This window comes from Nocardioides jishulii, from assembly GCF_006007965.1.
GTDB lineage: Bacteria > Actinomycetota > Actinomycetes > Propionibacteriales > Nocardioidaceae > Nocardioides > Nocardioides jishulii.
The window spans coordinates 641117-659002 of sequence record NZ_CP040748.1 but is presented as its reverse complement, the minus strand read 5'-3'; the positions used below and the strand labels follow the sequence as shown (position 1 = coordinate 659002).

17 protein-coding genes and 1 tRNA gene are annotated in these 17886 nt (G+C 71.1%); 5 read left to right on the top strand and 13 right to left on the bottom strand.

What is annotated here, in order from left to right; genetic code table 11:
• Positions 1-19 precede the first annotated feature (19 nt).
• The 4 genes from FCL41_RS03070 to FCL41_RS03055 are packed head-to-tail and all read right to left on the bottom strand — an operon-like array spanning position 20 to position 4596.
• Positions 20-1495 carry a glycoside hydrolase family 1 protein gene (locus tag FCL41_RS03070; protein WP_137067424.1) on the bottom strand — a complete coding sequence of 492 codons (1476 nt, stop codon included), beginning with the start codon at positions 1493-1495 and terminating at the stop codon, positions 20-22.
• The gene (locus FCL41_RS03065; RefSeq protein WP_137067425.1) at positions 1492-2310 is read right to left on the bottom strand and encodes a carbohydrate ABC transporter permease; all 819 of its coding nucleotides are present in this window, start codon (positions 2308-2310) and stop codon (positions 1492-1494) included. The genes FCL41_RS03070 and FCL41_RS03065 overlap by 4 nt, the downstream gene beginning before the upstream one ends.
• Entirely contained in the window at positions 2307-3317 is a 1011-nt protein-coding gene (locus FCL41_RS03060; RefSeq protein ID WP_137067426.1) for a carbohydrate ABC transporter permease, read from the bottom strand. The genes FCL41_RS03065 and FCL41_RS03060 overlap by 4 nt, the downstream gene beginning before the upstream one ends.
• A gap of 10 nt (positions 3318-3327) precedes the next feature.
• Positions 3328-4596, bottom strand: coding sequence for an ABC transporter substrate-binding protein (locus tag FCL41_RS03055; protein ID WP_239021746.1), 1269 nt, complete (start codon positions 4594-4596; stop codon positions 3328-3330).
• A 242-nt stretch (positions 4597-4838) separates the two neighbouring features.
• On the opposite strand from FCL41_RS03055, the gene FCL41_RS03050 reads away from it, so the two are divergent.
• Positions 4839-5930, top strand: coding sequence for an ABC transporter ATP-binding protein (locus FCL41_RS03050; RefSeq protein WP_137067427.1), 1092 nt, complete (start codon positions 4839-4841; stop codon positions 5928-5930).
• 83 nt (positions 5931-6013) lie between these two features.
• On the opposite strand, the gene FCL41_RS03045 is transcribed toward FCL41_RS03050, so the two are convergent.
• Both FCL41_RS03045 and FCL41_RS03040 read right to left on the bottom strand, forming a co-directional pair.
• Positions 6014-6092: transfer RNA gene (locus FCL41_RS03045), tRNA-Gln, on the bottom strand.
• Positions 6093-6121: 29 nt separating this feature from the next.
• Positions 6122-7237 (bottom strand): sulfotransferase family protein, encoded by a 1116-nt coding sequence (locus tag FCL41_RS03040; protein WP_137067428.1) that lies wholly within the window; start codon positions 7235-7237, stop codon positions 6122-6124.
• Positions 7238-7426: 189 nt separating this feature from the next.
• Here FCL41_RS03040 and FCL41_RS03035 point away from each other — a divergent pair, with 189 nt between their 5' ends.
• The 3 genes from FCL41_RS03035 to FCL41_RS03025 are packed head-to-tail and all read left to right on the top strand — an operon-like array spanning position 7427 to position 11885.
• The gene (locus FCL41_RS03035) at positions 7427-8545 is read left to right on the top strand and encodes an ATP-dependent DNA ligase (RefSeq protein ID WP_137067429.1); all 1119 of its coding nucleotides are present in this window, start codon (positions 7427-7429) and stop codon (positions 8543-8545) included.
• A gap of 12 nt (positions 8546-8557) precedes the next feature.
• A complete protein-coding gene (locus tag FCL41_RS03030) occupies positions 8558-9109 on the top strand; it encodes a hypothetical protein (protein ID WP_137067430.1) in 552 nt (183 codons plus the stop codon).
• A gap of 4 nt (positions 9110-9113) precedes the next feature.
• Positions 9114-11885 (top strand): stealth conserved region 3 domain-containing protein, encoded by a 2772-nt coding sequence (locus FCL41_RS03025; protein WP_137067431.1) that lies wholly within the window; start codon positions 9114-9116, stop codon positions 11883-11885.
• 56 nt (positions 11886-11941) lie between these two features.
• Here the strand turns inward: FCL41_RS03025 and FCL41_RS03020 are convergent, their stop codons facing one another.
• The 5 genes from FCL41_RS03020 to FCL41_RS03000 all read right to left on the bottom strand — a co-directional run bounded on the left by FCL41_RS03020 (position 11942) and on the right by FCL41_RS03000 (position 16266).
• Positions 11942-12208, bottom strand: coding sequence for a DUF6752 domain-containing protein (locus FCL41_RS03020; protein ID WP_137067432.1), 267 nt, complete (start codon positions 12206-12208; stop codon positions 11942-11944).
• A gap of 79 nt (positions 12209-12287) precedes the next feature.
• The gene (locus tag FCL41_RS03015; protein ID WP_137067433.1) at positions 12288-13946 is read right to left on the bottom strand and encodes a class I SAM-dependent methyltransferase; all 1659 of its coding nucleotides are present in this window, start codon (positions 13944-13946) and stop codon (positions 12288-12290) included.
• Positions 13943-14374, bottom strand: a complete 432-nt coding sequence (locus FCL41_RS03010) for an FAD synthase family protein (RefSeq protein WP_137067434.1) — start codon at positions 14372-14374, stop codon at positions 13943-13945. The genes FCL41_RS03015 and FCL41_RS03010 overlap by 4 nt, the downstream gene beginning before the upstream one ends.
• A gap of 148 nt (positions 14375-14522) precedes the next feature.
• Complete coding sequence (locus FCL41_RS03005) at positions 14523-15077, bottom strand: hypothetical protein (protein ID WP_137067435.1); 555 nt, start codon at positions 15075-15077, stop codon at positions 14523-14525.
• Between the two features lie 109 nt (positions 15078-15186).
• Entirely contained in the window at positions 15187-16266 is a 1080-nt protein-coding gene (locus FCL41_RS03000) for a DNA polymerase domain-containing protein (RefSeq protein WP_137067436.1), read from the bottom strand.
• An 88-nt stretch (positions 16267-16354) separates the two neighbouring features.
• On the opposite strand from FCL41_RS03000, the gene msrB reads away from it, so the two are divergent.
• Positions 16355-16753 carry a peptide-methionine (R)-S-oxide reductase MsrB gene (gene msrB / locus FCL41_RS02995; RefSeq protein ID WP_137067437.1) on the top strand — a complete coding sequence of 133 codons (399 nt, stop codon included), beginning with the start codon at positions 16355-16357 and terminating at the stop codon, positions 16751-16753.
• Here msrB and FCL41_RS02990 read toward each other — a convergent pair.
• Positions 16731-17171 (bottom strand): SRPBCC family protein, encoded by a 441-nt coding sequence (locus FCL41_RS02990; RefSeq protein ID WP_137067438.1) that lies wholly within the window; start codon positions 17169-17171, stop codon positions 16731-16733. The genes msrB and FCL41_RS02990 overlap by 23 nt on opposite strands.
• Positions 17171-17884 carry a hydrogen peroxide-dependent heme synthase gene (hemQ, locus tag FCL41_RS02985; protein ID WP_137067439.1) on the bottom strand — a complete coding sequence of 238 codons (714 nt, stop codon included), beginning with the start codon at positions 17882-17884 and terminating at the stop codon, positions 17171-17173. The genes FCL41_RS02990 and hemQ overlap by 1 nt, the downstream gene beginning before the upstream one ends.
• Positions 17885-17886: the final 2 nt, after the last annotated feature.

The following is a 17886-nucleotide window of genomic DNA, read 5'->3' as shown; positions in this document are numbered from 1 at the left end:
CTGCTCATCACCCGGCTCATCACAGCTTCCGGGAGCGAGCGATCTCGGCGTAGCGCAGCGCGCTGTCCTTGGGCGTACGCACCTGCGTCGCGTAGTCGACGTGCACCATCCCGAAGCGGCGTCGGTAGCCGTGCGCCCACTCGAAGTTGTCGAGGAGCGACCAGTAGAAGAAGCCGCGTACGTCCGCTCCCGCGTCGACGGCGTCGAGCACCGCCCCGAGGTGGGCCTCTAGGTAGGCGGTGCGTTCGCGGTCGTGCACCCGGCCCTCGACCACGTCGTCGTCGTACGCCGCGCCGTTCTCCGTGACGTGGAGCGGGAGGCCGTACTGCTGCAGGCGGACGAGCAGCCGGGTCAGGCCCTCGGGCTGCACGGTCCAGCCCATGTCGGTGGTGGGCAGCCCCCGGTCGACCGTCGAGATCGACTCGCACCCCGGGAAGGCGCTGAACACCGGGCGCCCACCGGGGCCGGGGTGTGGACCGCCGCCGTCGCCGGTGGGGGTCCCGGTCACGGCTTCGCCCTGGTAGTAGTTCACGCCCAGCACGTCGACCTCCTGGTGGATCGCCACCAGGTCGCCCTCGCGGATGACCTCCTGCCACCCCCGCCCCCCGAACGTGAGCGCCTCGGTGTCGGCCAGCACGTCGCTCGGGTAGGCCCCGCGCAGCAGCGGCTCGAGGAAGAGGCGGTTGTGCAGTCCGTCGATGCGTCGGGCGGCGTCGACGTCGGCGGCCGAGTCGGGGTCGGCTGGGTCGGCGACGGTGAAGTTGAGGGTGACGCCCAGCTGCGAGCTCGTACCGGTGGCCCGCAACGCCTCGGTGGCCTGGCCGTGGGCGAGCATCAGGTGGTGGGCGGCGACGAGGCCGGCGGCGCCCTCCTGCCGACCGGGCGCGTGCTCGCCGGAGGTGTATCCCAGGAACGCCGAGCACCACGGCTCGTTGAGCGTCGTCCACACCGGCACCCGGTCGCCGATGGCGTCGTAGGTCGCGAGCGCGTAGTCGACGAAGCGGTGGGCGGTGTCGCGGTTCAGCCATCCGCCCGCGTCCTCCAGCGCCTGGGGCAGGTCCCAGTGGTAGAGCGTGACCCAGGGATGGATCCCGTGGTCGAGGAGCTCGTCGACGAGCCGGCGGTAGAAGTCGAGGCCGGCCTGGTTGACCGCTCCCCCGTCGGGACGCACCCGGGGCCAGGCCACGGAGAAGCGGTAGGAGTCCAGGCCCAGCTCGTGCATGAGGGCCACGTCGGTGGGCACGCGCCGGTAGTGGTCGCAGGCCACGTCGCCGGTGTCACCGTGCGCGATCGCGCCCGGCACCCGGCAGAACCTGTCCCAGATCGACGGTGTCCGTCCGTCGGCGTCCACGGCGCCCTCGATCTGGTACGACGCGGTGGCCGACCCGAGCCAGAACCCGTCGGGGAGCTCTCGGGGCCGGGCCCTGTCACGCAGGTTCCGGGGCTGGGTGGAGGACGGGGTGAGGTGCTGGGTGGCGCGTTGGGTGGAGGTCATCCCTTGACCGCTCCTTGCATGATGCCGGACACGAACTGGCGTCCGGTGAAGGCGAACAGGACGAGGAGCGGGATGCTGGCCAGCGTCGTGCCGGCGAGCACGAGGCTGTAGTCCTTGAAGTACCCGCTCTGCAGCTGGTTGAGGGCGATCTGGATCGTCGGGTTGTCGGAGTTGAGCGCGATCAGCGGCCAGAAGAAGTCGGTCCACACCTGCATGAAGGTGAAGAGCCACAGGATCGCCGCCGCCGGGCGTGCCGCCGGCAGTCCCACGCTGAGGAAGGTGCGGAAGGTCGAGCAGCCGTCCATGCGGGAGGCCTCGACCAGCTCGTCGGGCACCGCGTCGACGAGGTACTGCCGCATGAAGAAGACCCCGAAGGCCGTCACCAGCCAGGGCACCATCACCGACCAGGTCGTGCCGGCCCAGCCGAGCTGGGCCATCAGGATGAAGAGCGGCACCACCCCGAGCTGGGTGGGCACCGCCATCGTGGCGATGACGAAGACGAGCAACGGGGTGCGGCCCCGGAAGCTGAACTTCGCGAACGCGAAGCCGGTCAGGGTGCAGAAGAAGACCACCGAGGTCGCCGTCACCGACGACACGAGCAGGCTGTTGCCCATCGCCTTCCAGAAGGGCACGGTGTCGAGGACCCTGGAGGCGTTGTCGAGGAAGTGCCCCCCGGGCAGCAACGGCGGGTTGCTGCCGGACATCTCGGCCTGCGTACGCGACCCCGACAGGAACGACCAGTAGAGCGGGAAGGTCGAGCCCAGCACGAAGGCGGCCAGCAGGCCGTAGGTCAGGAAGCCCGGGCGGCGGTTCATCGTGAGCCTCCAGGTCCGGCCAGACGACGGGTGAGGACGAAGTTGAGCACCGCGACGGCGACGATCACCAGGAAGAGCATCCACGCCGTCGCCGACGCCGAGCCCAGGTCACGCAACCGCCAGCCGAAGTCGTAGACCAGCATCGTCATCGTGCTGAACTGGCGGTCGCTGCCACCGTTGCGGCCCATCGTCTCGTCGAAGAGGCGCGGCTCCGCGAAGATCTGCAGGCCACCGATCGTGGAGGTCACCACGACGAAGACGACGGTCGGCTTGATCATGGGCACGGTCACCGAGAGGAACTGCCGGACCCGGCCGGCGCCGTCGAGGGCGGCCGACTCGTAGAGCTCCTTGGGCACGGCCTGCATCGCGGCCAGCAGGATCAGCGCGTTGTAGCCGGTCCAGCGCCAGTTGACCATGCTGGCGATCGCGACGTGGCTGGCGAAGCGGTCGACGTGCCAGCTGATCGGGTCGATCCCGACGAGGCCCAGCATCTCGTTGACCATCCCGTAGCGGTCGCCGAAGAGGTTGCCGAAGATGATCGCCACCGCGACCGGCGAGACCACGAACGGCACCAGGATGCTCATCCGCCAGAAGGTGCGCCCGCGCAACGAGGTGTTGAGCAGCCCGGCCAGCGCCAGCGCGATGAGGACCTGGGGGATCGACGAGAGCAGGAAGATGCTGAACGTGTTGACCAGCGACTTCGCGAAGTAGGGGTTGTCGAGGACCTCGCGGTAGTTGCCCAGGCCGACGAACTCGCCCTTGCCGCCGATCAGGCTCCACTCGAAGAGGGAGACGTAGGCGGTGTAGGCCAGCGGGAAGAGCCCGACCATGGCGAAGACGACGAAGAAGGGCGAGACGTAGAGGTAGCCGGAGTACTTCGCGTCCCACAGCGAGAGGCGCTGGCGCCACGTACGTCGCGGCCGCCCACCCGCCGGGGCGGGGCGTACGGGGTTCTCCCCCGTCGCGCCCGCACCCCGGTGGGTGGTCGTCGGCTGCTGCACGGTCATCGGCGCTGGCTCAGCCCAGTCGCTCGACGTCGGCGACGAAGGTCTTCCACGACTGCTCCGGGGTGGAGGAGCCGTCGTCGACCCTGGTCACCGCCGCCTGGAAGGCCTGGAGGATGTCGGAGTACTTCGGGCCCTTGTAGGGCTGCACGGTGACCGCCTCGGCGCGGTTGGAGAGGATCTCCCCGATCGGCGCGTCGTTGAAGAACGTGTTGGACGCCTGCAGCACCTCGGGGGCGTCCAGCGCGTCGACCTGGCTCGGGAAGGCGCCGATCGCCTCGAAGGCGCGGGCCTGCTGCTCGGGCGCGGTGATCCACGCGGCGAACTCCTTCGCCTCCTCGGGGTGGTCGCTCTGGGCCGGGACGGTCAGGAACGAGCCGCCCCAGTTGCCGCCACCGCCCGGGAAGACGTCGGCGAAGTCCCATCCCTTGACGCCCTCGGCGTTGCCCTCGATGACGCCCAGCATCCAGCCCGGGCAGGCCATCGTGGCGAAGCCGTCGTTCTGGAAGGAGGCGACCCAGTCGTCGCCCCACTGCGAGAGCCGGGTGGAGAGGTCGACGTTGCCGGTGACCGCCTCCCAGACCTGGCGCAGCTCGGGGTTCTCCACGTCGATGGTGTTGTCGTCGGTCTCGAAGGGGTTCTCGACCTGGTTGAGCATCGCCTGCGACGTGCCCTGGCTGGAGTCGTACCAGGCGGTGCCGTCGACGGCGGCCACGAACTTCTTGCCGTCGGCGAAGTAGTCCTCCCAGGTGTTCCAGCGCTTGGCCACCGCGGCGCGGTCGGTCGGCAGGCCGGCCTTCTTGAGGAGGTCGGCGCGGTAGCACATGCCCTCGGGCCCGGCGTCGGTCGGATAGCCGATCATCTGGCCGTCGGAGTTGGTGGCGGCCTCGGCCTTCCACTCGAGCCAGCGACCGTCGAGCTCGGGGTCGCTGAGGTCGACGAAGGCGTCGGACTCAGTCAGGATCGCCGGCATCGCGTCGCCCTCGATGGCCTCGATGTCGCTGAGGCCGGAGTTGCTGGCGAGCTTGGTGAAGAGGTTCTCCTTGGCGTCGTCCCAGGTGCCGACCTTCTTCTGGGTGACCTGGATGTCGGGGTTGTCGGCGTTCCACTCCTTGATGAGCTCCTCGTAGCCGAACTCGTTGAAGGTGCCGATGGTCAGCTTCACCGTCCCGTCGTCGGACGAGTCGTCCGAGGCGCAGCCGGCCACGAGGGCCAGCAGCGCCGTGGTGGTGACGATGGCGACGGGGCGCAGCAGCGCACCGCGGGTTCTTCTCGTACGCACGTTCTCTCCCTGGGCTCGGGCCCGGACGGGCCACTGACGCGGAGGCACTCGTCGTGGACCCGGAGGGGTGAACGGTGTGGGAGCGCTTCCACCATTTCTACCCCATCACCGTGACAGGCATCACAATATGTGTCAAGGACTCCTTGCCAATCGCGGGTGCGGCCTGCGAGTATGCGAAGTCCCACAGCCGTCACAGCGCCCCCGTGCGCATGGAAGCGCTACCAGAACCGAGGCGACAGCCCATGGCAACAGTGACCTTCGACCACGCGGAGCGGGTCTATCCCGGCAGCGAGCGAGCCGCCGTCGACGACTTCAGCCTCGACGTCGGCGACGGCGAGTTCATGGTGCTCGTCGGTCCCTCCGGGTGCGGCAAGTCGACCTCGTTGCGGATGCTCGCCGGGCTCGAGGAGGTCACCTCCGGCGAGGTGCGCATCGACGGGGTGGTCGTCAACGACGTGCCCCCCAAGGACCGCGACATCGCCATGGTCTTCCAGAGCTATGCGCTCTATCCGCACATGACCGTCGGCGACAACATGGCGTTCGCACTCAAGCTGGCGGGCGTCCCCAAGGCGGAGCGGCGACTGCGCGTGGCCGAGGCCGCGGCGATGCTCGACCTCACCGAGCACCTCGACCGCAAGCCCCGCTCACTCTCCGGCGGGCAGCGCCAGCGCGTCGCGATGGGGCGCGCCATCGTGCGCCAGCCCCGCGTCTTCTGCATGGACGAGCCACTCTCCAACCTCGACGCCAAGCTGCGGGTGGCCACCCGCACCCAGATCGCCGCGTTGCAGCAGCGTCTCGGCACCACGACCGTCTACGTGACCCACGACCAGGTCGAGGCCATGACCATGGGCGACCGGGTCGCGGTGATGAAGGACGGCGTGCTCCAGCAGGTCGACACCCCACTCGCGCTCTACGACCGGCCGGCGAACCTCTTCGTCGCCGGTTTCATCGGCTCACCCGCGATGAACCTGCTGGAGGGCCGGCCCACCCTTGGCGGCGTCGAGGTCGACGGCTTCGAGTTCGCGGTGGAGCGCGAGGCGATCGCTCGCGCCGAGGGCGAGGTGACCATCGGCGTACGCCCCGAGGACTGGCGCCTGGCCACCGACGGCGAGGTCGGCTACCCCGTGACCGTGACGGTGAGCGAGGAGCTCGGGGCCGACGCCTACCTCTACGCGACACCGGCAGCGGCCGGCGCGGAGACCGTGCTGCACCAGGTCGTGGCCCGCATCCCCGGACGGATGAAGCTCGCGAAGGGGGAGACGGTGCGGCTCGTGCCGACCCCGGGCCAGGTCTCGGTCTTCGACACGGCGAGCGGGGAGCGGCTCAGCGCCTGAGACGGCGCTGCTGCGACATCGGAGGTTCTCGGTCGCCTGATGACTGCGATCCTCCGATGACGAAGGGACCGTCGACACCTCGGCTCCCCGGGTAGGAGTCGAACCTACGTCGCTTGTCCTGATTCAAAGTCAGGCGGGCCCTGCCGGCAGACCAACCGGGGAACGGTGGGGCGAGCCCACCGCGCAGCACTCTAGTGGAGCAGCGAGCGCACCTTGCGTCCGATCCACCCGGGAAGGGCCAGCGGACTGCCCTCGCGGCCACGGGCGTACAGCAGCTCGGTGCGCGCCTGGCGCAGGTCGGCGCGAGCCTGGCGCAACTCGGCACGCGCTGGACGCAGGTCGGCGCGGACCGCGGCGAGGCGCTCGCGCATCTCCGTGCGTACGGCGCGTCCCCGCGCCCGCCGCGCGGCCTCGGTGAGGTCGAAGGTCACCGCCGCGGCCTCCGCGTATCGCGCGTCGTAGTCGACGTGGATCTCGTCGAGCCGCGCCAGCGTCGCCTCGTCGGCAGGCTCGTCGACCAGACGATCGAGCAGCTCCCAGACCTCCTGGGCCATGTCACGCAACCACTCGGGGGTGGAGAGGTCGGCCCAGGTCAGCTGCGACTTGCGCATCGACGGGGTGATGAAGTCGTCGACGGGGTGCGCCTCGGCGCTGGTCAGGTCGGCCTCGAGCGTGAGGCGCAGCTGCTGCTCGACGGTGCGCAACGCGGAGCGCCAGTCGTCGAGCAGGTCGTGGTAGCGGATGAACGAGCGGCCGTCGCGTGCCGCCGCAGCCCGACCGGCCTTCTCGGTCAGCAGCGTCGCGTGGACCCATCCGGCGACGTTGGAGATCTCCTTGGCGTGCCGGACGTCGTCGGGCGTGCCCTGGCGGTAGGCGATGTCGCGCGACCCGACGACCTCGGCGGGGTGGCGCAGGGCCGTCAACCACTTGAGGGTCACGCCCAGCTCGGCGCAGACGTCGCGCCACACCTCGGCGAACCAGAACGCGTGCGGGTCCTTGACGACGATCATCGGGTGGTCGAGCTGGGTGGCCAGCCACTCCCGCAGCTGTGCGTGCGGCTCACCGCTGGCGACGAGGTCGGCCACGATCCCGGGCGCCTCGGGGCGGCTGTCGATGTTGAAGACCATCGCCTCGCGCAGGTGGCCCTTGTGGAAGCTGAGGACCCACTGCGGCTCGTAGAACCCCCGCGGGTTGGTGGGCGACGGCGGCACCTGCGGCTCCGGCACATGCATCCCGAGCCGCGCCAGACTGCCCGAGAGCGAGCTCGTACCGCTGCGTCCCGAGCCGGAGACCAGCACGAGCGTCACCGGCCGTCCTGAGCCACTCGGGCCGGGCTCGCGGGGATCGGTGTGCGAAGGAACGGACGGTACGGGGTGGGGCACGTGGGACCTCAGGGACGGCGGTGCAGGCGGAACGCGGCAGAGCGGGGGGGCACCGCTGACACGCCACGAAGTGGTCCACCCTACCCCCGCCGATTCGGCGCTAGATTCGCAGACGTGGACCTTCCCGTGATGCCGCCGCTGCTCCCGATGCTCGCCACCTCGGCCCCCCAGGTGCCCTCGGCCGGCGGCATGAGCTTCGAGCCGAAGTGGGACGGCTTCCGCTGCCTCGTCTTCCGCGACGGCGACGAGGTCGAGCTGACCAGCCGCAACACCAAGCCGTTGACGCGCTACTTTCCCGAGGTCGTCGAGGCGGTGCTGCGCGACCTTCCCGAGCGGGTGGTCCTCGACGGCGAGCTCTTCGTGGCCCTGCCGGGCGACGACGGCACCCAGCGGCTCGACTTCGACGCCCTGTCGGAGCGCATCCACCCGGCGAAGTCGCGGGTCACGATGCTGTCGGAGACCACACCGGCCGGGTTCGTCGCCTTCGACCTCCTCGCCCTGGGCGACGACTCCTACCTCGAGCGCCCCTTCGTCGAGCGCCGCGCCGCCCTCGAGGAGGCGTTGGGCCACCTCGGCGGCGACGGGTCGATGCTCGGCGGGCACTGCCACCTCACCCGCACCACTGCCGACGTCGGCGAGGCGACCGCGTGGTTCACGCAGTTCGAGGGCGCGGGGCTCGACGGCGTCGTGGCCAAGCCGCTCGACGCCCCGTACGCGCCCAACAAGCGCACGATGGTGAAGGTCAAGCACGTCCGCACCGCCGACGTGGTGCTCGCCGGCTACCGCGAGCACAAGACCTCCACCCCCGAGAGGCCCCTGCTCGGCAGCATGCTGCTGGGCCTGTACGCCGAGGTCGACGGTGAGCTGCAGCTCCACCACGTGGGCGTCGCGGCGAGCTTCACCGCCGCCCGCCGTGCCGAGCTCATGGACGAGCTGGCCGACCTGGTCTGCGACATGTCCGAGCACCCGTGGGGGCAGTGGGCGATCGCCAACCCCGACCGCGTCCCCGGCACCCAGAGCCGGTGGAGCGCGGGCAAGGACCTTGCCTTCACCCCCCTGCGGCCCGAACGCGTCCTCGAGGTCAAGTACGACCACATGGAGGGTCGCCGCTTCCGTCACACCGCCCAGTTCCAGCGCTGGCGCCCGGACCGCGACCCGACGTCGTGCGGTTATGACCAACTGGACGAACCGGTGCGATACGACCTCGCTAGGATTCTTGGCACCGACGACTGAGGGAGCCCCGTCATGACCGAGCAGAACAGCAACGACCCGATCGACGACGGCATCGGCACCTACGACGTGGTGATCCTGGCCGAGCACGAGGTCAGTGCTGCCGACGCCACCAAGATCTTCGGACTCCACGACCAGATCGCCGACGAGGTCGTCTACCACGTGCTCATCCCGCTCGAGGACGCCTCGGCCCGCGTCGAGGCCGCCCTCGGCTCGCTGGGCGCCGGCGAGATGCTGGCCGCCCCGGCCGTCGTCAACGACCTCGACCTCGAGCAGCTGCGCGAGGAGAGCGAGGAGGCGGCCGCCGACGAGCTCAACCGCAGCCTGGCGGCGCTGCGGGCGGCTGGTGCCACCGCTCGCGGCATGGTGCTCGACACCGACCCCGTCGACGCCCTGGGCTCGGTGACCAAGCAGGTCGACGCCCGCGAGGCCATCGTGCTCACCAGCCCGCACCTGGTCTCGGAGTTCTTCCACGTCGACTGGACCTCGCGCGCCCGCCGCAAGCTGGGCGTCCCGGTGCTCCACCTCATCGAGTACGAGGTCACCTCCGGCGCCACAGGACTGTGACCGGGTGAGCTCACTCTCCGGGCGGCTGCGCAGCGTCGCCGGCCAGCTGCGTGACCGCGGGCCGAAGCGGCTCAGGATCTGCTTCGTCGTCCACACCATCGACGGCGGCGCCGGCACGGAGCGCTCCGTCATCACCCAGGCCAACGCGCTGGCCGCCCTGCCCGAGGGCCACCAGGTGAGCGTGCTGTCGGTGCTCCGCACGGCCCCGACGCCGCACTTCGCCCTCGACGAGCGCATCGAGGTCACCCACCTGCTCGACACGCAGGACCCCGACGCCCCACGGCCCCTGCGTCGCGGCGTCGCCTCGGCCGAGGACGCCCTCACCCTGGCCGGGCGCGAGGCCACGCTCATCCCCCGCCGGTGGGACGCCACCTACAACGCCCTCACCGACGCGGTCCTGCAGGAGTACCTGCCCCGCCTCGACGCCGACGTGGTGGTCACCACCATCCCCGAGCTGCTCGCCGCCGTGGTCCAGCTGGCGAGCCCCGACATCGCGGTGGTGCACCAGGAGCACCGGGCCTCCTCGACCCGGGTGTACGACCTGGACGCGCTGCTGACCTTCGCGCCCCGCGCCGACGTCGTCGCCTCGCTGACCGGATCGATGAACGACTGGCTCGCCGCCCAGCTGCGCGGCGCCGCCCCCGACATGGTGGTGATGCCCAACCCGCTGCCGCCCGAGGCTCCGCCGCGCGCCAGCCTGACGGAGAAGGTCTTCGTCGCCGCCGGCCGCCTCTCGGTCGAGAAGCGCTTCGAGCAGATGATCGACGCCTTCGCGCTGGTCGCCGACGACCTCCCGGGATGGCGCCTGCGGATCTGGGGCGAGGGTCCCCGGCGTGAGTTCCTCGAGGGCAGCGCGCGACGCCGTGGGCTCGCCGACTCCGTCGAGCTCCCGGGATCGACCGACGACATGCCCGGCGAGTGGGCCCGCTCCAGCGTCGCCCTGCTGACCTCCCGCGCCGAGGGGTTCGGCCTCGTGCTCCAGGAGGCGATGGCTGCCGGCGTGCCCGTGGTCAGCTACGACGTGCCCGCCGGGCCCCGCGAGATCGTCACCCACGGCGTCGACGGCTTCCTGGTGCCGCCGGAGTCGCGCGAGGGGCTGGCCGCGGCGATGCGCCGCCTCGCCACCGACGACGACCTGCGCCGCGGGATGGGCGCCGCCGCCCGCCTGGCCGCCCAGCAGTGGTCGGCCGACGCCCTGGCCGAGGAGTGGGTCGAGGTCTTCCACCGCGCGGTGCGGCGACGCCGCGACCCGTTGGCCCCGCGCAAGGTGCTGCACGGACGTACGGTCGGCCCGCTCGGCAAGCTGGCCGTCGGCGACTCGGCCGCCGGCGTGACCCCCGTCGAGGCCCGACGTACGGCCCTGGAGCACGCGGTCCGCGCGGTCCGGGCCGCGGCAGGTGACGCGACGTGGTGCGTGGTCCCCCCGCACGGCTCGGACCCGACCGCAGTGGTGGTGGTCCCCGCCGAACGTCGCGCCGACTTCCTCGCCGCGCTCGTCGCCTCCGCTCCCCCGGCCTGGTTGAGCCTGCTCGAGCCCGAGCAGAACGAGTGGCCCGAGCGCCGCGGCACCGTCGAGGCGATGGCCGAGGTGCTGGCCCGCACCGGCACGGGGGCCGTGCACCTGGAGCCCTGGCCCGGACGCGGCGGTCACCACGGCCTGCTCGCCGGTCAGGGCGTACGCATCGAGTTCTGGCAGCCGGACGCCTCCGGGGCGCTGATCGCGCCCGGCCCGTTCCGTTACGGCCCCGTCATCCCGGCCGGGACCGAGACGGTCGACGCCGAGGTGTGGGGGGTGCCCGTGCGTGCCATCGCGCTGACCCTGCTGCCCACGGTGCACGACGCCACCATGGAGGTCGACGTCGTCTACACGTGGGTCGACGGCGACGACCCGGCTTGGCAGGCGGCGCGCGAGGAGCGGCTCACCGGACGCACCGGCGCGGCGACCACCGAGTCGTCGAGCGGCGCGGCGCGCTACCGCAGCCGCGACGAGCTGCGCTGGTCGATGCGGAGCCTGCACCTCTTCGCCCCCTGGGTGCGCCGTATCCACCTGGTGACCGCCGGCCAGACGCCGAGCTGGCTCGACACCAGCCACGAGAAGATCGTCATGGTCGACCACCGCGACATCTTCCCGGCCGACGCCCTGCCCACGTTCTCGTCGCACGCCATCGAGTCGCGGCTGCACCACGTGCCCGGCCTCGCCGAGCACTTCGTCTACGTCAACGACGACGTGGTGCTGGGTCGTCCGCTGCGTCCCGAGCTCTTCTTCTCACCCGCCGGAGCCTTCGCCGCCTTCGAGGCGCTGCGACCGGTCGGCCTGCCGGGTTCCGGCGACCTGGCCTACCTGCACGCCGCCTGGAACAACCAGCGGCTGCTGGTCGACACCTTCGGGGTGGCGCTGACCCACACGATGGCCCACAGCCCCCAGCCGATGCGGCGCTCGGTGCTCGACGAGATCGAGGCGCGGTTCCCCGCCGAGACGAGGGCGACGACGTACGCCCCCTTCCGCTCGGAGACGGACCTGTCACTGCTGTCGTCGTTCGCCCAGCACTACGGACTGATCACCGGGACGGCGTTCCCCGCGACCGCCGAGCACGCCTACATCGACCTGGGCCACCAGAACGTGCAGGGGCAGCTGCGGTCCCTGCGGCGTCGCGACCTCGACTTCTTCTGCATCGCCGACAACCACCACTCGGCGTTCGACCAGGACGCGGTGACGGACATGCTCACCGAGGCGATGGAGCGCTACTTCCCGGTCGCCGCTCCCTGGGAGAAGTGACCTGGGAGAAGTGACCTAGGAGAAGTGACCCGGAGCAGTGACCGGAGCGGCGCCGCTCAGATGCTGCGGCGGTAGGCCTCCAGCACCTCGGCGACCCGCTCCTCGTCGCGGGCGTGCAACGGCACCAGGAGCTCGCCGACCACGTCGGCGAGCTCGGCGATCCGGCGGTTGAGGTGACGGCTCTCCTGCACCTCGGCCTCGAGCGCGGCCAGGCGGGCGAGGAGCCCGAGGCGCTGCTCACGCACCCGACGGGCCTTCTCCCTGGCCCAGACGAGGCGGCCGGCGGCCTTCTGGGCGAGCGGGCGGGATGGTGCGATGGTCATGCGGGGGTCCTCTCGGGAAGGGGGGTGAAGTGGGCCGTCAGGCACGGCGGGCCAGCCGTCAGGCGCGGCGGGCCAGCCGTCAGGCGCGGCGGGTCGGGAAGGTGATCCGCATCCGGCAGACGGCGGGGTCCTCGGCCTCGGTGACGTCGAGGCCGGGCGCGATCTCGACGAGCTCGACGACGCCGCCGGCGGCCTCGACCTCGCGTCGTACCGTGCGCGGCGAGAGCCGATGCACGAGGTGGCCGGGACCGGGGGTGCCCAGCGACTCGCGGTCCTCGGCGTCACCCGGGACCACGCCGGGCACCCGGGCGCTGAACTCGACGAAGAGTGACTTGTCACTGCCGCGCAGGGACATCCGCGCCAGGCGCCAGAAGTTGTCGCGCTCGTGCGGCTCGAGGGCTCCGAGCAGCAGCCGGGCGGTGAGGTGGTGCGGGTCGCGGGCGAGCTCGGCGCCCGTGAGCAGCACCGTCCGCAGCTCCCCGAGGATCAGCTTCTCGACGCGTGCCTCGACTCCCTGGCGTCGGATCGACGCCCGGGCGCGGGACCGGGCGATCCTGGAGTAGTCGTAGGCCCTGACCGGGTGGCCCTTGCGCCCGTAGAAGAGCGCGTCGCGCCCGGCCCCCGCACCGATCTCGGCGATCGGGTCGCCGGCACCGACCTGGCGACGTACCCAGACGGCAAAAGGGCTCCGCCTGAGACGGGCCTGGCGACCCGGACCGTCGTGGAACTGCGCCCACCCGCCCATGTGCGTGCGGAAGCCGCGCAGCCAACCGTCGAGGCGGCGTACGCCCGCCCGCGGGTCGGCGTAGGTGAACGAGGGGTCGGGCACCCGCCACCCGGGGCCGTAGATGAACGCGAGCATCGCCTCCGGATCGGCCGGCGCGGGAAACTCGCGACCGTGGAGCTCGATGGTCGAGAGCGGCAGCACCGCGGTGCGGTCGAGGTGTCCCGAGCGGTTGCCTAGCTGGTAGAAGGTGCCCTCGACCCAGAACGCGACGAAGACGTCGATGTGACAGTTGCGGCCGTCGCTGAGCGGCAGCAGCAGCTTGATGTCGCCGCCCGACATGCGCAGCAGGTTCCAGCCGCGGGCCCGCATCTCGCGCTCGACGCGGTAGGACTCGGCGATGACGTCGGCAGGCGAGTCGTGCGGCGAGACGTAGCAGACGTCGGTGTCGGAGTCGTGCGCGATCATCGCGCCGTCGCGCACCGCGCCCAGCAGCGCGCCGTAGTTGAGGTAGGCCTCCACACCGGCTCCCGCACGCAGGTCGCTCAGCGCGCGCTGGGTGCCCGCGAGGATCTCCTCGCGGACCTCGAGGGCGGTGTCGGCGAACGAGCGCGTCAGGTGACCGACCTTGTCGACGCACAGCGGGTGGCCCTGGCCGTCGAAGATCGCCACCGGCCTGTCACTGCCACCCAGCACGACGTCGGCGTCGTGCAGCACGGTCTCGCCGCTGACGTCGCTCACGGTGATGCGGGCGCGACCTCGGAGGTAGGGGCGCAGCACACCGGGCCACGCGACGAGCAGGCCGTCGCGCTCGGGACGCCCGTCTCGCACCGGGGTGAAGGACCAGACGTACGAGCCGTCGACGCGCAGGACCAACGGGCCCGGGGTCCCGGGCACCAGCACGCCGACGTCGTCCACGCGTACGCCGGTGGCGACGGTCGGCGCGAACTGGGGCCGGACCGGGGGCAGGACTGGGCGCAGGGTCGGGCGACGCTCGGCGAGCTCCGCGCTCACGAGGCACGCTCGCCGGTGACGCCGAGCTTGCGACGCAGGGCGGTGCTGGACGTGTGCACGGTGTAGGGGAAGTAGACGACCTGGACCCCCATGCCGAGCATCTGGTGCTCGAGGGCGTCGCCCTTCGGAGTGCCCTGCCAGTCGTCGCCCTTGAAGATGCGCTTGAAGCCGACCTGACGCCAGGCCTCGGACTTGTCGAGGTGCCTCTCGACATAGACGGCGTCGACGATGCCGATGGCTTCGACGATCTCTGCGCGCTCCGTCTCAGGCACGGTCGGCTGGATTCCCTTGCCGACCAGGCAGACCTCGTCGGAGACCACACCGGCCACGAGGACGTCGCAGTGCTCACGCGCCTGGCGCAGCATGGTGAGGTGGCCGACGTGGAACAGGTCGAACACCCCCGGGACGTAGCCGATGACAGGACCCATGACGCTCTCCTCCGAACAACAGTCAAGTAACACTACTAACTTACTTGACTTTGCTTTGAGCAGAGGCACCGGGCCCCCGACGACGTGCGCGTCAGGGACCGCGCAGCGTCAGGTCACCCCCGAGGTAGGCCTCGGGCGACCGGGCCACTCACTTGGCCAGGACGTCCTCGTTGGCCACGACGTCCTGCCACATCAGCCCGCGGTTGGGGCCGTAGAGCCGCACGGCCGTGCCGGGACTGGCCTGCATGTTCTCGACGACCGTCCAGGCCAGCTGCTGGCGCTGCTGCGTGAGGGCGGTGCCGCTGCGCGGGCACATGACGCCGGCAGGGCCGTTGACCCGCACGCTGATGACGTTCCCCTCCTGCTCCAGGGACTCGACCTTCGCGCCGGCGGCACATCGGCCACCCCAGTGGCTCATCGGGTCGTCCGTGGCCGTGGTCGACACCAGGAGCTTGACGGCGGCCAGCGCCTTCCCCTGGGGCCGCATCTGGTCGGCGCCGTCGACCTTCTTCTCCACGGCGATGAGCTTGCCGTCGCCGTCGACCATGTAGACCTTCACGGTGGAGCCCGAAGACTCCTCGGCAGCCGCTCCGCCACCCTCGTCGTCTCCGCATGACGCCGTGACCGCCAAGAGCGTCGCCAGGATCAGGGCCGCTCCCCCGCGCCGGTGCCTGCGTCCGTCGGCAGTGCGTCTATCGCCCATGCGACCGTCCCCCACGGTTGTGTTACGAGCAGATTTCCCACACGGTACGTCTCGACCTCCGCAGCCGCCGGGCAATTCGGGAAACTCGCCGGCATGTCGCCGCGGCGGCTCACTCGACGCGGTTGCCCTCGGCGTCCCAGTGGGAGGCGACCTTCTTGGAGGGCTGCACGCGCGGCGGCTCACCGGGCACCTTGGGATGGTCGGGCGGGAAGTTGAGCTCGACCGGGTGCTCGGCCCACTTCTCCAGCAACGGCTCCAGGGAGTGGGCGCTCTCGTCGATCGCCGCCCACGCGTCCCCCCTCCCAGCCAGCCGCTCCGGCACGGTGAAGAGGTTGAACGCCCCTGCGGTCGTGACGTCGTCCAGCTCGTCCCACGCCAGTGGCATCGAGACCGGAGCCCCGGGACGTGGCCGCAAGGAGTACGCCGACGCGATGGTGCGGTCGCGCGTGTTCTGGTTGAAGTCGACGAAGATCCGCTCACCGCGCTCCTCCTTCCACCAGGCCGTGGTGACGCCGTCGTCACGCTTCTCCAGCTCGCGCCCGAAGGCGATGGCGGCGTGGCGCACCTCGGCGAACTCCCACCGGGGCTCGATGCGCACGAAGACGTGGAGACCGCGGTTGCCCGAGGTCTTCACGAAGCCGGTCATGCCGAGGTCGGCGAGCAGGTCGTTGGCCGCCAGCGCCACGCGTACGACGTCGCGGAAGTCGGTGCCGGGCTGCGGGTCGAGGTCGATGCGGAGCTCGTCGGGGTGGTCGACGTCGTCGCGGCGCACGGGCCACGGGTGGAAGGTGAGGGTGCCCATGTGGGCGGCCCAGACCGGGACCGCGATCTCGGTGGGGCACATCTCGTCGGCGGTGCGGCCCGACGGGAAGGTGATCCGCGCCGTCTCGAGGTAGTCGGGAGCCCCGCGCGGCACGCGCTTCTGGTAGAAGCCGTCGGCGTCCTTGTCCTGGGGTCCGGTGGCGAGCTGCATGCCCTCGCGCCAGCCCGACGGCCAGCGTTCCATGGCGGTGGGTCGCTCCCGCAGGGCGCGCATCAACCCGTCCTCGACGTCGGCGAAGTACTGCGCCACCATCACCTTCGTGACCTCGGGCGTGGTCTCCGTCGCCTCGTAGATGACCCGCTCGGGCGAGGAGACCCGCACCTCGCGCTCGCCTGCCTGCACGTATGCCTCGGTGCTCTTCGCCATGCGCCCACGCTAGAGGCAACTCGAGGGCGCATCCGGGACTTCGGCGCGGCCAATCCTCCGGCTTCCCCGCCCCTCGTAGGCTGGGGCCATGGCTTACCAGGTGCAGAAGACGGACGCGGAGTGGCGCGAGCAGCTGACCCCCGAGGAGTACCACGTGCTCCGCGAGGCCGGCACCGAGCGCGCCTTCACCGGTGAGTACGACCAGACCGACACGACCGGCACCTACTCGTGCCGCGCCTGCGACGCGGAGCTCTTCACCTCCGACACCAAGTTCCACTCCGGGTGCGGATGGCCGAGCTTCTACCAGCCGGTGACCGACACGATCGAGTACATCGAGGACACGTCCTTCGGCATGAAGCGGGTCGAGGTCCGCTGCGCCAGCTGCGGTTCGCACCTGGGCCACGTCTTCCCCGACGGCTACGGCACCCCGACCGGAGACCGCTACTGCATCAACTCGCTCAGCATCAAGCTGCACCCGAAGGACTGAGCAGCCGCGCCGCACGGCGCAGGTCCGCCAGCACGGGCCCGGTCGCCAGCGTGGTGAGCACCGCCCCGAGCGGGCGCAGCACGCCGTCGGCGCGCACCTCGAAGTCGGCGACCACGCAACATCCCGGACGCGCCGGCACGAAGGTCAGCACCAGCTCGGCGGAGAAGGCACCCCACTCCCCCGACTCGGCCCAGGCCTGCGGCCGGTCGGCCCGCGTCAGCGTCATCAACGGCCGCACCCCGGGCCACGTGACGTCCCGCCAGCGCAGCCCCGCGACCACCGGATCGCCGGGCGTCCACCCGTCGACCAGCTCGACGGCGCGCAACGACGACTGCCACTCCGGGCGACGGGTGGGGTCGACGAGGAAGTCGTACGCCGCCTCGGGCGGCACCGCGAAGTCGACGGCGCCGCCGGCCATCAGGGCAGCAGCTCGAGCAGCTCGCTGACCTCGACGCGGGCACCGGTGTAGAACGGCACCTCCTCGCGCACGTGGCGGCGGGCGTCGGAGGCGCGCAGGTGACGCATCAGGTCGACGATGCGGTAGAGCTCGTCGGCCTCGAAGGCGAGCATCCACTCGTAGTCACCCAGCGCGAACGAGGCGACCGTGTTGGCCCGCACGTCGGCGTAGCCGCGCGCCATCTTGCCGTGCTCGGCGAGCATCCGACGCCGCTCGGCGTCCTCCAGCAGGTACCACTCGTACGAGCGCACGAACGGGTAGACGCAGATGTGCTTGCGCGGGGTCTCGTCGGCGAGGAAGGCGGGGATGTGGCTGCGGTTGAACTCGGCCGGGCGGTGCAGCGCCATCTGCGACCAGACCGGCTCGAGGCGGCGGCCGAAGGCGGTGCGACGCAGCCGGTTGTAGGCCGACTGGAGCTGCACCGAGTCCTCGGCGTGCCACCAGACCATCACGTCGGCGTCGGCGCGCAGCCCGGAGACGTCGTAGACGCCGCGGACCTTCACGTCCTCGCCCGCCAGGGTCTCGAAGAGGGCCTCGACCTCGGCGGCCTCGGCGGGACGGTCGGCGTCGCCCAGGACGTCACGCAGCTTGAAGACCGACCACATCGTGTAGCGGATCGCCTCGTTGAGCTCGTTGATGCGGGAGGCGTTGGACTGGGTGGACTGCTCGCTCATGG

Coding starts and splice junctions, on each gene's coding strand:
- FCL41_RS03070 (WP_137067424.1), bottom strand. CDS start 1,495: ATGACCTCCACCCAACGCGCCACCCAGCACCTCACCCCGTCCTCCACC.
- FCL41_RS03065 (WP_137067425.1), bottom strand. CDS start 2,310: ATGAACCGCCGCCCGGGCTTCCTGACCTACGGCCTGCTGGCCGCCTTC.
- FCL41_RS03060 (WP_137067426.1), bottom strand. CDS start 3,317: ATGACCGTGCAGCAGCCGACGACCACCCACCGGGGTGCGGGCGCGACG.
- FCL41_RS03050 (WP_137067427.1), top strand. CDS start 4,839: ATGGCAACAGTGACCTTCGACCACGCGGAGCGGGTCTATCCCGGCAGC.
- FCL41_RS03030 (WP_137067430.1), top strand. CDS start 8,558: ATGACCGAGCAGAACAGCAACGACCCGATCGACGACGGCATCGGCACC.
- FCL41_RS03020 (WP_137067432.1), bottom strand. CDS start 12,208: ATGACCATCGCACCATCCCGCCCGCTCGCCCAGAAGGCCGCCGGCCGC.
- FCL41_RS03010 (WP_137067434.1), bottom strand. CDS start 14,374: ATGGGTCCTGTCATCGGCTACGTCCCGGGGGTGTTCGACCTGTTCCAC.
- FCL41_RS03005 (WP_137067435.1), bottom strand. CDS start 15,077: ATGGGCGATAGACGCACTGCCGACGGACGCAGGCACCGGCGCGGGGGA.
- FCL41_RS03000 (WP_137067436.1), bottom strand. CDS start 16,266: ATGGCGAAGAGCACCGAGGCATACGTGCAGGCAGGCGAGCGCGAGGTG.
- msrB (WP_137067437.1), top strand. CDS start 16,355: ATGGCTTACCAGGTGCAGAAGACGGACGCGGAGTGGCGCGAGCAGCTG.
- FCL41_RS02990 (WP_137067438.1), bottom strand. CDS start 17,171: ATGGCCGGCGGCGCCGTCGACTTCGCGGTGCCGCCCGAGGCGGCGTAC.
- hemQ (WP_137067439.1), bottom strand. CDS start 17,884: ATGAGCGAGCAGTCCACCCAGTCCAACGCCTCCCGCATCAACGAGCTC.